At 63.0% G+C, this 14,618-nt stretch carries 12 protein-coding genes and 1 pseudogene; 7 read left to right on the top strand and 6 right to left on the bottom strand.

Annotation, left to right across the window (positions count from 1 at the left end):
- The first annotated feature begins 90 nt into the window (after positions 1 to 90).
- The gene (locus AADJ04_RS15015) at positions 91 to 1,578 is read left to right on the top strand and encodes a methyl-accepting chemotaxis protein (protein WP_341240102.1); all 1,488 of its coding nucleotides are present in this window, start codon (positions 91 to 93) and stop codon (positions 1,576 to 1,578) included.
- 87 nt (positions 1,579 to 1,665) lie between these two features.
- On the opposite strand, the gene rsxB is transcribed toward AADJ04_RS15015, so the two are convergent.
- The 3 genes from rsxB to AADJ04_RS15000 all read right to left on the bottom strand — a co-directional run bounded on the left by rsxB (position 1,666) and on the right by AADJ04_RS15000 (position 5,100).
- Entirely contained in the window at positions 1,666 to 2,328 is a 663-nt protein-coding gene (gene rsxB, locus AADJ04_RS15010; RefSeq protein WP_341240101.1) for an electron transport complex subunit RsxB, read from the bottom strand.
- A 32-nt stretch (positions 2,329 to 2,360) separates the two neighbouring features.
- A complete protein-coding gene (gene phaZ / locus AADJ04_RS15005; RefSeq protein ID WP_341240100.1) occupies positions 2,361 to 3,761 on the bottom strand; it encodes a polyhydroxyalkanoate depolymerase in 1,401 nt (466 codons plus the stop codon).
- A 265-nt stretch (positions 3,762 to 4,026) separates the two neighbouring features.
- Complete coding sequence (locus AADJ04_RS15000) at positions 4,027 to 5,100, bottom strand: (p)ppGpp synthetase (protein ID WP_341240099.1); 1,074 nt, start codon at positions 5,098 to 5,100, stop codon at positions 4,027 to 4,029.
- Positions 5,101 to 5,272: 172 nt separating this feature from the next.
- On the opposite strand from AADJ04_RS15000, the pseudogene AADJ04_RS14995 reads away from it, so the two are divergent.
- The 3 genes and pseudogenes from AADJ04_RS14995 to AADJ04_RS14985 all read left to right on the top strand — a co-directional run.
- Positions 5,273 to 6,130: pseudogene (locus tag AADJ04_RS14995) on the top strand (CHASE domain-containing protein); the annotation flags it as partial.
- Positions 6,131 to 6,235: 105 nt separating this feature from the next.
- Entirely contained in the window at positions 6,236 to 8,086 is a 1,851-nt protein-coding gene (locus tag AADJ04_RS14990; RefSeq protein ID WP_341240103.1) for an EAL domain-containing protein, read from the top strand.
- An 87-nt stretch (positions 8,087 to 8,173) separates the two neighbouring features.
- Positions 8,174 to 9,058 carry a MaoC family dehydratase N-terminal domain-containing protein gene (locus tag AADJ04_RS14985; RefSeq protein WP_341240098.1) on the top strand — a complete coding sequence of 295 codons (885 nt, stop codon included), beginning with the start codon at positions 8,174 to 8,176 and terminating at the stop codon, positions 9,056 to 9,058.
- Positions 9,059 to 9,450: 392 nt separating this feature from the next.
- Here AADJ04_RS14985 and dusA read toward each other — a convergent pair whose 3' ends face one another.
- Positions 9,451 to 10,464 (bottom strand): tRNA dihydrouridine(20/20a) synthase DusA, encoded by a 1,014-nt coding sequence (dusA, locus tag AADJ04_RS14980; protein ID WP_341240097.1) that lies wholly within the window; start codon positions 10,462 to 10,464, stop codon positions 9,451 to 9,453.
- Between the two features lie 282 nt (positions 10,465 to 10,746).
- Between dusA and AADJ04_RS14975 the strand changes: the two genes are divergently transcribed.
- Positions 10,747 to 11,334 (top strand): lysophospholipid acyltransferase family protein, encoded by a 588-nt coding sequence (locus AADJ04_RS14975; protein ID WP_341240096.1) that lies wholly within the window; start codon positions 10,747 to 10,749, stop codon positions 11,332 to 11,334.
- An 87-nt stretch (positions 11,335 to 11,421) separates the two neighbouring features.
- Here the strand turns inward: AADJ04_RS14975 and AADJ04_RS14970 are convergent, their stop codons facing one another.
- Positions 11,422 to 11,874, bottom strand: coding sequence for an Lrp/AsnC family transcriptional regulator (locus AADJ04_RS14970; protein WP_207374809.1), 453 nt, complete (start codon positions 11,872 to 11,874; stop codon positions 11,422 to 11,424).
- A 168-nt stretch (positions 11,875 to 12,042) separates the two neighbouring features.
- Here AADJ04_RS14970 and AADJ04_RS14965 point away from each other — a divergent pair, with 168 nt between their 5' ends.
- Positions 12,043 to 13,182 carry a saccharopine dehydrogenase NADP-binding domain-containing protein gene (locus AADJ04_RS14965; RefSeq protein ID WP_341240095.1) on the top strand — a complete coding sequence of 380 codons (1,140 nt, stop codon included), beginning with the start codon at positions 12,043 to 12,045 and terminating at the stop codon, positions 13,180 to 13,182.
- A 35-nt stretch (positions 13,183 to 13,217) separates the two neighbouring features.
- Here AADJ04_RS14965 and AADJ04_RS14960 read toward each other — a convergent pair whose 3' ends face one another.
- Complete coding sequence (locus tag AADJ04_RS14960; RefSeq protein ID WP_341240094.1) at positions 13,218 to 13,853, bottom strand: GntR family transcriptional regulator; 636 nt, start codon at positions 13,851 to 13,853, stop codon at positions 13,218 to 13,220.
- A gap of 131 nt (positions 13,854 to 13,984) precedes the next feature.
- Between AADJ04_RS14960 and AADJ04_RS14955 the strand changes: the two genes are divergently transcribed.
- A partial coding sequence (locus AADJ04_RS14955; RefSeq protein ID WP_341240093.1) for a methylmalonyl-CoA mutase family protein occupies positions 13,985 to 14,618 on the top strand: 634 nt, incomplete at its 3' end.

Raw genomic sequence — 14,618 nt, 5'->3', positions numbered from 1 at the left:
TCGACCAACACCGGTCAAAATAGTTCTATCTATTTTTGAGACACCACACTAGCATGGGTTAGATACAAATAGAAACAGGAGACAAGAGACATGGTGGCGTTTTCACCTTTGCGGCCGGGGGCATGGCTGATGAGGCGGCTCAAGCTGCCCGGAAAACTCGGCTGGTGCGCTGCTCAATCGCTGGTGGCCGTGGTGCTTGCCGTGATGGCGGCGCCCTGGTGGCTCACTGCGGTGGCTTGCGTTCTGATGCTGTATGTGCAGCTGGTGTTGTGGTTGACTCTGTCGCACGACATGGCTTTGGTGGCGCGGTCGATGCAGCAAACCACGCAGGGTGATCTGACCGTGCACGCCAGCCTGCAGGGGCATGACGAAATGGCCGAGATGGCCCGTTCGCTGGACCAGATGGTCTACAAGCTCTCTGCCATGGTGGCTGACATTCGCAGCAACGCAGCCCTGGTGGCCCATGCCGGCCAGAGCCTGGCGCATGGCAATCGGGCGTTGGCCGACCGGACTGAGCAGCAGGCAGCCAACCTGGAGGAGACGGCCGCCAGCGTGGAAGAGCTTTCGTCCACCGTGCAAAACAATGCCCACACAGCCTTGAGTGCAGACCAGAAAGCCGCACAAGTGCGGCAGGCAGCGGACACCGGCGCGCAGGCCATGGCCCGTGCGGTGCAGTCGGTGGAAGCCATTCAGCAAGGCGCGCGGCGCATGAGCGAAATCATTGGCGTGATCGATGGCATCGCCTTTCAAACCAATATCCTGGCGCTCAATGCTGCAGTCGAGGCGGCCCGGGCCGGTGAGCAGGGCCGAGGGTTTGCCGTGGTGGCATCCGAGGTTCGCATGCTGGCGCAGCGTTCCGGCGAGGCAGCGCGCGAGATTCGCGATCTGATCCAGACGTCGGTGGGGCAGGTCGAATCCAGCGCGAACCTGATCCGCTCTGCAGGCGATGGCATTTCGGCGATGGCTGGAGGCATCCACAGCGTGGCCGCCAGCATGGGCGAGATCGCCAGTTCCAGCAACGAGCAGAGCACGGGCCTCAAAGAAATCAGCGGCGCGGTGCAGCAGCTTGACCAGATCACACAGGACAACGCCCAGATGGTGGGGCTGGCCGTGCAGCAGGCCGAGGCCCTGGAGCAGCGAGCCAGCACGTTGAACCGCGCGGTGGCCGCATTCCGGTTGCAACAGGGCACCGCGGAAGAAGCGGTGGCCCTGGTGCGCAAGGCGGTCGAATTGCACCGCTCCACATCCCGAGAACAGTTTTTGGGTCGCATTACCGACAAGGCGGGCGGTTTTCATGACCGCGATATGTATGTGTTCGTGCTCGACGAAACCGGTCGCTACCTGGCATTTGGTGGCAACCCCTCCAAGGTGGGCACCCGTGTGCAGGACATTCCGGGGATCGCAGGCGATCAACTGGTGCACGACATCGTGGCGCAGGCGCAGCATGGGCCTGGCTGGGTGGAATATGACATCACCAACCCTTCTACCTGCGTGGTGCAAACCAAGATGTCTTTTGTGAGCCAGGTGGATGCGGGATATGTGGGTTGCGGCGTCTACAAGACGCTTGCTGCGCGCTGAGAGGCACTAGGCAAGGCGCGGTACGCACAAGCCCCAAGCGCCCGCCAGCCCAACCGCTGGGCGTGCGTTGCGGGCTTGGCTGAAGGCTTAGCTGCGCGCCCGCAATTGCCTGGCGCGCTCCATGGCGGCGGCAATGGCGGCGCGGCGGGCCTCCGCAGCGTCTGTCGCCGGTGCAGCAGCGGCCGGCTCTTGTGTTGCGCTGGCAGGTTCCGGGTCGCTAAGCGTTGCTACGTCTTCATCCGCTTCTGGTGCTGTGCGCTCCAGCCGCAGGGTTCGGGCGGCATAACGTTGTCTGGCTTCGCCGGCTTGCTCTGCACTCCAGGCGGCCCAGCCGGTGCGTGAGCCTGTGGCGTTCTCCAGCTGAATGCAGTCGACCGGGCAGACCGGCACGCACAACTCGCAGCCGGTGCAATGTGATTCCATCACGGTGTGCATCAGCTTGTTGGCGCCCACGATGGCATCGGTGGGGCAGGCCTTGATGCACAACGTGCAGCCTATGCACCAGTTTTCATCAATGACCGCGACGGCGCGCGGCGACTCGACGCCGTGTTCTGGGTTGAGCGCCACTACGGGCAGGCCGGTGATGGCCGACAGCCGCGCGACGCCTTCAGCACCGCCGGGGGGGCACTGGTTGATGCCTGCTTCGCCAGCCGCGACAGCGCGCGCGTAGGCCGCGCAATCGGGGTAGCCGCAGCGGGTGCACTGCGTTTGCGGTAGGGCTGCGTCGATCCGACGCGCCAAATCGCTCATCGGGGTGCCCACCCTGGCGGGCACGGCAGGGCTCAAGCCTTGCGCGCCGAGGATCGGCGCGGGCGCTGCGCAGGGCTGGCTGACACGTTGGCCGTAGCCATGGTGTCTGTGTCCGATGGAGCCACCTCGGCAGCAGCGCCCGATTTACCAGCAGCTGCCGGTTTCAAGCCTGCCTGGTGTTCCAGAATGAAGGCCTTCACCTGCGGGTACACCAGTTCGCGCCAGCGGCGGCCACTGAAGATGCCGTAGTGCCCGGCACCCTTGGCTTCCAGGTGGCGCTGTTCCTTGCTCACAATGCCGGTGCACAGGTCGTGGGCAGCCTTGGTTTGGCCCGAGCCTGAAATATCGTCCAGTTCACCTTCCACGGTGAACAGCGCCGTGGTGGTGATGTCCTGGGGGCGCACGCGCTCGATCTTGCCTTCGGGCGAGCGCACATCCCAGGTGCCGTGCACCAGCTTGTATTCCTGGAACACTGTCTGGATGGTTTCCAGGTAGTAGTCGGCGTCCATGTCGAGCACCGCGTTGTACTCGTCGTAGAACTTGCGGTGGGCTTCGGCGCTGGCGTCGTCGCCCTTGATCAGGTTCTTGAAATAGTCATAGTGGCTGGTGGCGTGCCGGTCAGGGTTCATCGCCACAAAGCCCGTGTGCTGCAGGAAACCAGGGTACACACGCCGGCCAGCGCCGGGGAAGTTGTCTGGCACGCGGTAGATCACATTGTTTTCAAACCACTCATAGCTGCGGTTCATGGCCAGGTTGTTCACGGCCGTGGGCGATCTGCGGGCGTCAATCGGGCCGCCCATCATGGTCATGGTCAGCGGGGTGGTTTCACCACGGCTGGCCATCAACGACACCGCTGCCAGCACCGGCACCGTGGGTTGGCATACGCTGATGACGTGGCAGTTGCCGTACACGCCCTGCAGGTAGCGAATGAACTCCTGCACGTAGTTGATGTAGTCATCCAGGTGGAACTCACCTTCGGACAAGGGCACAAGGCGGGCGTTTTTCCAGTCGGTGATGTAGACCTTGTGGTCCTTGAGCATGGTGCGCACGGTGTCGCGCAGCAACGTGGCGTAGTGCCCGGAAAGCGGCGCCACGACCAGCACCACTGGCTGATTCTTGGTCTTGGTCAGCGTGGCGGGGTCGTCGGAAAAGCGCTTGAAACGGCGCAGTTCGCAAAAGGGCTTGTCCAGCTCCACCCGTTCATGGATGGCCACGCCCACGCCTTCCACTTCCACGCTGGGGATGTCAAAGGTGGGCTTTTCGTAGTCCTTGCCCAGCCGGTACAGCAGGTCGTACCCCGCAGACATACGCTGTGCCATCGGCATCTGGTTGAATGGCGACAGGGGGTTGCTGAACAATTTGGACGCAGCTTGCGCGAAGTCAGCAAAGGGCTCCATCAAGGAGCGCTGGGTTTCGTAAATCTGGTAGAGCATGGGGCGAAACTCCGTTATGTTGCAGTGCAATATAGCAGTACTCCGTAACGAAAGAATGGAGTAGAACCACCAATCTGTAGTCGCCTTGGAGACAGGTTGGGTGCGTTCGAAGGCACTGGCTTTGGCATCTCAAAGCCTTTGAAAACAGCTGATTTGCTATCAATTGAATAGCTGCTGGCGCTTGCTCGAAGGGCGTTAGAGCTGATTTTTACTCTATTTTCTGCCAGTGCCGCACAGGCGGTTCGGCACCTCGGCCAGAAGTCCATCAAACCTGGTTTTCTGCCAGCCAGGCTTCAAAGGCCTGGCGGGCCACGTTGCGCAGCGCGGTACGGAACAGCTTTTTGTCCCCCAGGTACAGGCAATGCCGAATCACGGTGAAGGGGTTGAAGGACGCGTCAGGGTTTTGTTCCTCAAAGTGCAGCTTGTACTTCTTGACCGTGCCAATCGTGTGGCGCAACAGCTCATTGAGCTGGGCGCGTGTCATGCCCGGCTGCCACTGGTGAATATCGGCCACAAAGCTGTCTACCTTGGAAGGCTCGAACTCGAAGTCCTTGAAAAAGTGGTTTGCAATCTTGAGGAAGGTGAACGCATTGAGCTCGCTGCCCAGGCTGGGGGATTTGGTGGGCTCCAGCGGATCGGTCAGCGTTTCTGGTGCGGGCTCGGCGGTTTCGTCCGGGGCCTTGAGCAGCTCGGCAGCGGTGGCGTCGCGAATCTGCAAAAACTCCCGGTCAGCCAGCTCGAACAGGGCAGACAGCACATTGATACGGCGTTTGAGCTGCCCGGGAATGGATTTCTTGTACTTGATCTTGTGGTCCAGCACGCTCCACGAATCCTGGATGATGGTGCGGATCTGCAGCTCAAAAGGCCATGGGGCTTCTGCTGCGTGTTCGGGCGTCGCCCGTTGCACATTGTTCCAGCGCAGGTCCAGGTGCAGGCCTTTGTAGCCAAATTCCGCTTCGGTGGACTCAACGGCTGCCACCTTGTCGGTCACTTCAATCACATCAAAGTGCGATTGCAGGAGGTGGGCCACCTTCTCGATTTCGTCTTCGTACAGGCAGACCACGCGCACACCGATCAGGTCCGTGATCCAGTGCTGGATCTCGTAGGGCGTGTTGCGCTCTTCCAGGGCTGCGCGGTATTTGCGGCGGAATTTGCGAATGCACTCTTCCACGTCCTTGACGCGGCCCTCGACCTTGGAGATCTCCAGCCCCGGTGCAGCCTCTACCAGTGCCCGAACCGTGCTCACGACCCGCGCGCACGCGGCTTGCAGTTGCGTAAGGTGGTCGGCGTAGAAGTGGCGGAACTGGGTTTCTTCCAGCTCCAGGGGGATCTGGGCCATGGGTGTTTACAGGGTAGTGCAGCTGGGGATTTGCCGCCCGAGGGGGCGGTACCAGGCGTGGATTGTCCACCACACCCCAGGTGTCAGGCGCAGAAAAAGGTGTTGTGCGGGCGCCGTCACGGGGCTTGAAAATCGTTAAAAAGCATGTCGCACACCGTTTCCCCCGTTGATAATGGCCCTCGCTCGTGTGCCACCCGTGGGGTGGGCACGCCCTGAATGCACGATGTCTGTCCCTGACGTTCCTTCCGCACCGCCAGCATCTGCCGGACTGTTACAGCGCCGGTGGGGATGGCTGTTGGCGCCCGTTCTGTCGCTGGTGATGCTCAGCCTCACGTTCGCCCACTGGCGCAGTGAAGAACGGGCGAGCAGCGAGCGGCGCGAAATTGACCTGCGGGTGGCTGCAGATCGCATGGCCTACAACCTGGCAGACCGCATGGCGTCGTACGAGCTGGTACTGCGCGGTTTGCGGGGGTACTTCGAAGGCTCGGAACGCATTGACCGCGAGGAGTTTCAGACCTACGTGAGCTCTTTGCAGCTGCAAGAGGTACGGCCGGGCCTGCGGGGCATTTCACTGATTCTCAAGTTATCGCAGGGGGAGCTGCCCGCGCACATCCAGGACATGCGCCAGCGCGGCTTTTCTGACTACACCGTCCGCCCACCCGGGGTGCGGCCCCTGTATGCGGCCGTGACGCACATTGAACCCCTGGATGCTGACAACCAGCGTGCGCTGGGGCTGGATGCCTACGCCATCCCAACGGCCCGAGATGCCCTGGAGCGTGCTGCCGACACAGGTGTGCTGGCAGTATCGGGAATGCTGGCCCTGGAGCAAGACACTTCTGCCGCACCCTAGGGACTGGTGATGTACCTGCCTATCTATGCCAAGGGTGCTGCGCCGGAAAGCGCCGAGCAGCGCCGCAACGCTTTGCGCGGCTGGGTGTCGGCCCCGTTTTACATGGCCGATGTCATCGCCGGGCTTGCGCGCGAATTTGAACCTGACATTGCCCTGGATGTCATCGACGGCTCAGCGCCTGAAGGCCTGCAGCAGCTCTTTACCGACTCGCGCGTGCAGTCAGGTAGCACTCCGCGCCAGCTGTTTCGCCAAGTGCAGTTTGGTGGCCGCACCTGGACGTTGCGCATGAGCCCGCTGCCAGTTTTTGAAGACCGCTACGAGTACGAAACGCACCATATCTCCGCGCTGTTCGGGGTGGTGTTCAGCATTGTGATGGGCTGGTTTGCGTGGTTGCTGGCCACTGGCCGCACCCGGGCCGAAGCGCTGGCTTACCGCATGACCGCGGAGCTGCGCGGCACGCGCGACGAACTGGCCAGCACCCTCAACGCCATTCCCGATCTGTTGATGGAAATCGACGAGGAAGGCCGCATTCTTCACTGTCGCAGTGGCCACCTGGCACCGCTGGCCGAGGTGGCAGACAGTTTTGTGGGCCAGCGGCTGCAAGACATCGTGGCGCCGGAAGCCGTTGCGGGCTGCCGTGCCACGCTGCAGGCGGCCAGCGCCACAGGGTATTCGGCAGGGCACCAGTTCGAGTTGCGCCTGAAGGGGCGCCCGTACTGGTTTGAGCTCTCGATTGCCAGAAAGTCCGGGCCCAGCGAGTCGATCCAGAGCTTCATCGCGCTGTCGCGGGACATCACCGAGCGCAAGCAGGCCGAGGCGCGCTCGCACCATCTGGCGTATTTCGACGCGCTCACGCAGTTGCCCAACCGCCGCATGCTGCTCGACCGCACAGAGCAAGCGGTGGCCGGTGCCCGCAAGTCGGGGCAAATCGGCGCCTTGCTGTTTGTGGATCTGGACAACTTCAAGCAAATCAACGACGCACGCGGCCATGCCGTGGGCGACATCATGCTCAAGCAGGTCGCGCAGCGCCTGCTGGATTTGCAGCGCCCGGGGGACACCGTGGCCCGCCTTGGGGGCGATGAATTTGTGATGCTGATTGGCCAGCTGGGGCTGGACATGGAGAGCGCGGGGCGTACTGCGCTGCTGGCGGCTGAAGCCATCCGCACCGCGCTGGATGTGCCCTACAACATCCAGAACCACCACTACAGCAACACCTGCAGCATCGGCATTACGCTGTTCCCCAAGCAGCAGGAAGGTGCCGAAGACCTGCTGCGCGAGGCCGACACGGCCATGTACCGCGCCAAGGATATGGGGCGCAACCGCATCCGTTTCTATGAAGCGGCCATGCAGGCCGATGTGCAGGAGCGCCTGGCGCTGGAGCAGGATCTCAAAAAAGCCAGCGCCGAGGGCCAGCTGGCCGTGTTCGTGCAGTCGCAAGTGGATGCGCGCGGCGCAGTGGTGGGCGGCGAGTTGCTGATGCGCTGGAACCACCCCGAGCGTGGCAACGTGCCACCCAGCCGCTTCATCCCGGTGGCCGAAGCGTCGGGCCTTATCCTGCGCATGGGCGACTGGATGATTGGCCAGGCCTGCGAGGCCTTGGCCCAGCTGCAGGCGCAGGGGCTGGAATACACCATCTCGGTCAACGTGAGCGAGCGCCAGTTCAGGCAAGAAGATTTTGTGGAGCGCATCCGCAACGTGCTCTCGGCCACCGGAGCGAAGGCAGAGTTGCTGATTCTGGAAGTGACCGAGAGTCTGCTGATTGAAAACCTCAGTGACACCATCGCCCGCATGACCGAGCTGGTGCACCTGGGCGTGCGCTTCTCCATTGATGACTTTGGCACCGGCTATTCCAGCCTGGCCTACCTCAAGCGCCTGCCGCTGTACGAGCTGAAAATTGACAAGAGCTTTGTGCAGGACGCACCGGACGACCCGAGCGACACGGCCATCGTGCAGTCCATCCTGGCGGTGGCCAACCACCTCAAGCTGCGCGTGGTGGCCGAAGGGGTGGAGACGCAGGCCCAGGCAGATTTCCTCATCCAGAACCATTGCGAATGCCTTCAGGGCTACCTCTACAGCCGCCCGCAACCGCTACAGGGCTGGTTGAGTGCGCAAATTGCTGCCGCTGGGCCTCGTTGAGCCTGCTTGTCGTGTCGGTGCACAAGGCCCAGCCTTCTGCAGCACCCAGCATTACCCCTTGCTACCACTTGCCGTACGGCGCCGCCCATGACCGAAGAACTCCGCACCGTTGACGCCGCTTTGCTGAGCCATCTGCAAACCTGGCAGGGCAGGGCCGAAACCCTGCACGACACCATCACCAGTGCCCCCGTCAGCGGCCTGTCGGCCACGCTGGACCGGGAAGACCCCGCTCCTGTGCCCGGCACTGCGCTGCCGCCGTTGTGGCACTGGCTCTATTTTTTGCCCCAGGTGCGCCAAAGCGGTCTCGGGCCCGACGGCCACCCGGCGCGCGGCGGCTTTCTGCCCCCGGTGCCGCTGCCGCGCCGCATGTGGGCTGGCGGGCGTTTGCGGTGGGAAGAGCACAACCCCCTGTTGGTGGGCGATGCGGTGCAGCGCACCTCGCGCATCGAATCCATCACGCACAAGGCGGGCCGCACGGGCGATTTGGTGTTTGTGCTGGTCAAGCACGAGATTTCCAACGCCAGGGGTCTTGCGCTGACCGAAGAGCACGATATCGTCTACCGTGCTGCACCCCAGCCGGGTGACCCGGTGCCAGCGCCGATCGCTGCGGAAACCGGCGCGCCCTGGCAGCGCAGCATCACGCCTGACGATGTGCTGCTGTTCCGCTATTCCGCGCTCACCTTCAATGGCCACCGCATCCACTACGACCGGCGCTACGTCACGGAAGTCGAGGGCTATCCAGGCCTCATCGTGCACGGGCCGCTGATTGCCACGCTGCTCATCGACCTACTGCGCCGCCAGTGCCCCAGCGCCCGCGTGAAGGGTTTTCACTTCAAAGCCGTGCGGCCCACGTTTGACCTGCACCCGTTTGGCTTGAACGGCGCGCCATCGGCGGATGGGAAATCTGTGCTCCTCTGGAGCAATGACCATGAAGGCTGGCTCACCCTGCAGGGCACGGCCGAGCTTTTTTGAGTTTCGTCTGGTGCAAGCCCAGGATACGGGTCACCCGGCTGGCGTGTTGCAGGCGATTCACGCCACTGTCTGCGTGAACCCCATGGCTTGCCTCGGCCACCACTGGGGTTCGCTGCTGCAAGGCGAGGGGGGATTGGTTTGCTATTGAATCAATAGCTGCTGCCGCTGATGGCGTTTGGCCTGGATGCCGATTGAGCTTCAATTCTGGCGAAAAATCACCCCATCCGTCAGCGCCTTTTGCGCAGAGGGAATCAAGGCCAAATCAGGCTGCAGCGCTTGCCACGCAAGCGCCGGCAGCTATGCTTTTTGAAGTGATTGGCCTTAAAGGCCCAGGCGTTTGCGGATCGGCGCGGTCGGTGGATGTGACTCCCTGCCGACCAGCGCTCGCTGCCTCAATGTTCCTGATGGTTTGCCAACGACTCGGCCACGGCCTGCTGTGCCAGGTGGTACACCTCGCGGGCGGGGCGGTCTTTGAGCAGGTGGTTGCTCCACACCTGCCGCCAGATGCGTGCACCGGCCAGGCTGTGGCGCAGGCCCAGCATGTGGCGTGCAATGTGCGCCCAGGGCGTGCCGTACTGGGCGGCTTCGCGCTCCATGTACTCCACCATCGCCAGTTCCACCTCTTCACGTGTCAGGGGGCAGGGCACACCACCTTGTTCGCCGTAGTAGAGCGCGTCCCAGCGTGCCAGCCACCAGGGGTTGTGGTACGCCTCGCGGCCCACCATCACGCCGTCCAGGTGCTCCAGCTGTTCCTGCACCGCCTCGTCGGTGGTGAAGCCGCCGTTGATGGCGAAAGTGAACTGCGGAAAGTCGGCCTTCAACTGGCGCACCACCTCGTAGCGCAGGGGCGGAATGTCGCGGTTTTCCTTCGGGCTCAGGCCCTGCAGCCAGGCATTGCGCGCGTGCACGATGAACACGGTGCAACCCGCATCCGCCACGGTGCCAACAAAGTCGCGCACAAAGCTGTAGCTTTCGTCCTTGTCGATGCCAATGCGGTGCTTCACCGTCACGGGCACATCCACCACGTCGCGCATGGCTTTCACGCAGTCGGCCACCAGTTGGGGCGCCTTCATCAGGCTGGCGCCAAAGGCACCGCGCTGCACGCGGTCGCTGGGGCAGCCGCAGTTCAGGTTGATTTCGTCATAGCCCCACTGGGCGCCCAGCCTCGCAGCCTGGGCCAGGTTGGCGGGCTCGCTGCCGCCCAGCTGCAAGGCGACAGGGTGCTCTTCGGCATTGAAGCGCAGGTGGCGCTCTGTGCCCCCATGGATGATGGCGCCTGCGTTCACCATTTCGGTGTACAGCAGGGTGTGCCGTGTCAGCAGGCGGTGAAAGTAGCGGCAATGCCTATCAGTCCAGTCCATCATCGGGGCGATGGACATACGCCAGGGGCTTGTGGGGGAGGGCACGGGTTGTAGGGTAAGGAAAAGGGTCGGCGGGGCAAGCGGCTGGCATGGGCCTGCGGCCTTGCGGGGGTGGGATTATCCCATTGGCGTCCTGACCGCGTCGTGTGGCTGGCTCGCCCACCACGCAGCCTGGGGCGATGGGGTGGGCTTTATCTGATAGCGGGCATGCCCAGGGTTCATTTTTTGCATTTTTTACTGAGGCTCCCTGATTTTTCGGCAAAATGTAGCGAAAGGTTTCTGTCGCTTTTCTCGCCCCTGTTCTGGCGTATTCCTCGCCCCCTTCCCATGCACCGCACCATTTTTGACACACCGGTGGTCAACACCTTCCTGCGCGCGTTTTCGCGAATCACTTTGCGCCTGACGGGGTGGACGGTGGAGGGCCAGTTGCCCGACGAGGCGACCAAGAGCGTGCTGATTGCCGCACCCCACACCAGCAACTGGGATTTGCCATACACGCTGATGCTGGCCTTTGTGCTGCGCCTGCGCGTGTACTGGATGGGCAAGCACAGCCTGTTCAAAGGCTCGCTGGGGCCGGTGATGCGCTGGCTGGGGGGCATTCCGGTGAAACGTGAGCAGGCCAACAACCTGGTGGCCTCGTCGGCAGAGGCCATGCGCCTGGCCACCGGGCCCATGCAGCTGATCGTGCCGCCAGAGGGCACGCGCGGCAAAACCAAGCGCTGGAAAACGGGCTTTTATTTCATTGCCCAGCAGGCGGGTGTGCCCATCGTGCTGGCGTTTGTCGATTACGGCCGCAAGGTAGGGGGCCTGGGGCCGGTGTTTGAGCCCACTGGCGACCTGGAGCTGGACATGGCCGCCATCAAGGCTTTCTACGCCCCCATTCGCGGCAAGAACCCGACACAGTTCGAGGTGTGAGTCGGTTTGGCATCAAAACAGGCTCTAACGCCCGAAAGATAGGCGCAGGCAGCTCCTTTTTCAGGAGTAAATTGTTCGCACTCCGTCTTACCCATCCACACTGCGCCGGTCGATTTTGCGGCTGAGCACGATGCTGGTCTGGGTTTGGTGCACCCCTTCGAGCTGGCCCACCTGATCGAGCAGGCGGTCCAGCTGCTCATGGCTGGTGCAGCGCAAGAACACCAGGTAGTCGAACGGCCCGCTCACGGCCGATACCTCTTCCACCTCGGGCATCGCGCCCAGCGCCCGCAGCACGGCGGGGCCCGCCTTGGGCATCACGCTCAGGCTGCACCAGGCGCGCACGGTGCTGGCGTCCAGCCGCGCGCCCAGGCGCACCCCGTAACCCGCCACCACGCCCGACCGTTCCAGCCGCGCAATGCGGGCTACCACCGTGGTGCGGGCCAGGCCCAGCTTGCGCGCCAGCAGGGCCGTGCCTTCCCGGGCGTTGGTCTGCAGCAGGCTGAGCAATTGGCGGTCAATATCGTCCAGAGTGGTGTTCATGGCAGGGCGCAGAAGGCTGGTTTAGTCGTATCGATGCAAGCATTCGACGTTTCGGTAGATATTAGCTCTGCTTTCGACGATTTGCTCACTACACATTGACAGAGCCCTTGCCTACGATGGCGGCACCGAATCGACACCGTGCCTGCCATACCTACAAGGAGACTTCACATGACCACCCAACACCCCGCCCATGCCTCTGCCGACCTGGATGTCACCATTCTCGGCGCGGGCCACATCGGCTTTGCCATAGCCTTGCTGCTCAAACAGGCCGGTGGCTACCGCCTGACGGTGGCCGACCGGGACCCGTCGCGCCTGGCCGAGGCAGCAGCCCTGGGTGTGCACACCCAGTTGCTGTCAGACGAGCCCAGCCTGCAAGCGGCGGTGCAGGGCCGCTTTGCTGTCCTCAATGCCCTGCCGTACCACCGCGCGGTGGCGGTGGCCACGCTGTGTGTGCAGGCAGGCTTGCATTACTTTGACTTGACGGAAGACGTGCAAAGCACCCACGCCATCCGCCGCCTGGCGGTGGAGGGCAAGGCGGGCGGTGCGGCGCAAAGTGTGCTGATGCCCCAGTGCGGGCTGGCCCCTGGGTTCATCGGCATCGTGGGGCAAGACCTGGCTTCGCGCTTTGACACGCTGCACACGCTGCGCATGCGCGTGGGTGCCTTGCCGCGCTACCCCCAGGGCGCCCTGCGCTACAACCTGACTTGGAACACTGAAGGGCTGATCAACGAGTACTGCAACCCCTGCGAAGCCATTGTGGACGGCGTGCGCACCACGGTGCCCGCACTGGAAGGGTTGGAAACCTTTGCCCTGGATGGTGTGGAATATGAGGCCTTCAACACCTCGGGCGGGCTGGGCACGCTCACCGAAACCCTGGCGGGCAAGGCCCGGCAGGTGGATTACCAGTCCATTCGCTACCCCGGTCACTGCGCCATCTTGAAACTGCTGCTGAATGACCTGCGCCTGCGCGACCGGCGCGACTTGCTCAAAGACCTGCTGGAAACCGCCATTCCGACCACCGACCAGGACGTGATCGTGGTGTTTGCCACCGCATCCGGGCTGCGCGGCGGGCGGCTGGTGCAGCATTCGTATTCAGCACGCATCGTGGGCGCGCCCGTGGCAGGCCACACGCTCAGCGCCATCCAGCTGACCACGGCGGCAGGCATTTGCACGGAGCTGGACCTGGTGGCCCAGGGCCGTTTGCCGCAAAAAGGGTTTGTGGGGCAGGAAGCCGTGCCGCTGGCCGACTTTTTGGACAACCGTTTTGGCGTGGCCTACGCCGGGGGCGCGGTGGCGGTGGTGGCTTAACGCGGCGGTGTGCCTCCGCCACTTGGAACAGGTTTCTAGGTGGCGGCTTGCAGCCCCTGCGCGAAGTGCGCCTGCATGGCGCGCCGCGTGCCTTCGGGGTCGCGCGAGAGCATGGCGTCCAGAATGGCGCGGTGCTCGTTCAGCGAATCTTCAATCCGCCCTTGCTTGAACAGCGAGTTGTGGCGGTTGAGCTTCATTACCTTGCGCAGGTCGGCCACCATCTGGCTGCGCCAGCGGTTGTCGGCCATGTCGAGCAAGGCCATGTGAAAACGCTCGTTCACTGAGAAGAAGGCTTCCCGGTTGCCAGCAGCCGATTCCAGCTCAGTGTGCAAATCGCGCAGGGTTTGCTGCTGCTCGGGTGTGGCGCGCTCGGCCACCACGCCTGCGGCGTCGCTCTCCAGCAGGCTGAGCAGGTGGTACACGTCGCGCAGGTCTTTCTCGCTCATCTCCGTCACATAGGCGCCACGGCGCACCTTCATCGTGACGAGGCCTTCGGCGGCCAGCACCTTCAACGCCTCGCGCAGCGGCGTGCGGCTGATGCCGAATTCTTCCGCAATCTTGAGTTCGTCAATCCAGCTGCCAGGTTCCAGCTCGCGGCGGAAGATGCGCTGGCGCAATTGCTCGGCAACTTCTTCGTACAGGGCTTTGGGCGTGAGGGTAATAGCTGACATGGGCCGGATTGTAAGCTGCGCGGAATATTTTGAATGAATAATTATGAATGATGTAAACTGCCCGCCACGTCGGTGCCCACCGAGCGTCGCGTGCGACGACCCCCAACGCCATCTTCGGAGAAGCTTTCGCCATGAGTGACACCCCCCAGAACAACGCCCCCGAGTTCGCACCTGCCTCGCTAGAGGCCTGGGCCAAGGCAGCGGCCAAATCGGCCCCCGGTGGCGATGTCAATGCGCTGAACTGGGTCACTCCCGATGGCATCACCGTCAAACCGCTCTACACCGCGGCAGACACCAAAGACCTGCCTTACGCCGACACGCTGCCCGGTTTCGAGCCCTTCCTGCGCGGCCCGCAGGCCACCATGTATGCAGTGCGCCCCTGGACCATCCGCCAGTACGCAGGCTTTTCGACCGCCGAAGAATCCAACGCCTTCTACCGCAAGGCCCTGGCTGCGGGCGGGCAGGGCGTGTCGGTCGCGTTTGACCTGGCTACCCACCGTGGCTATGACTCTGACCACCCCCGCGTGACGGGCGATGTGGGCAAGGCGGGTGTAGCGATTGACTCGGTGGAGGACATGAAGATCCTCTTCAACGAGATTCCGCTCGACAAGGTGTCGGTCTCCATGACCATGAACGGCGCCGTGCTGCCCGTGCTAGCCGGCTACGTGGTGGCAGCGGAAGAGCAGGGCGTGAGCCAGGACAAGCTCTCCGGAACCATTCAGAACGACATTCTGAAAGAGTTCATGGTGCGCAACACCTACATCT

This window comes from uncultured Acidovorax sp. (genome assembly GCF_964021665.1).
GTDB lineage: Bacteria > Pseudomonadota > Gammaproteobacteria > Burkholderiales > Burkholderiaceae_C > Acidovorax > Acidovorax temperans.
Note: the sequence above shows the minus strand (reverse complement) of the source record. Positions and strands in the feature narration are given on the sequence as shown.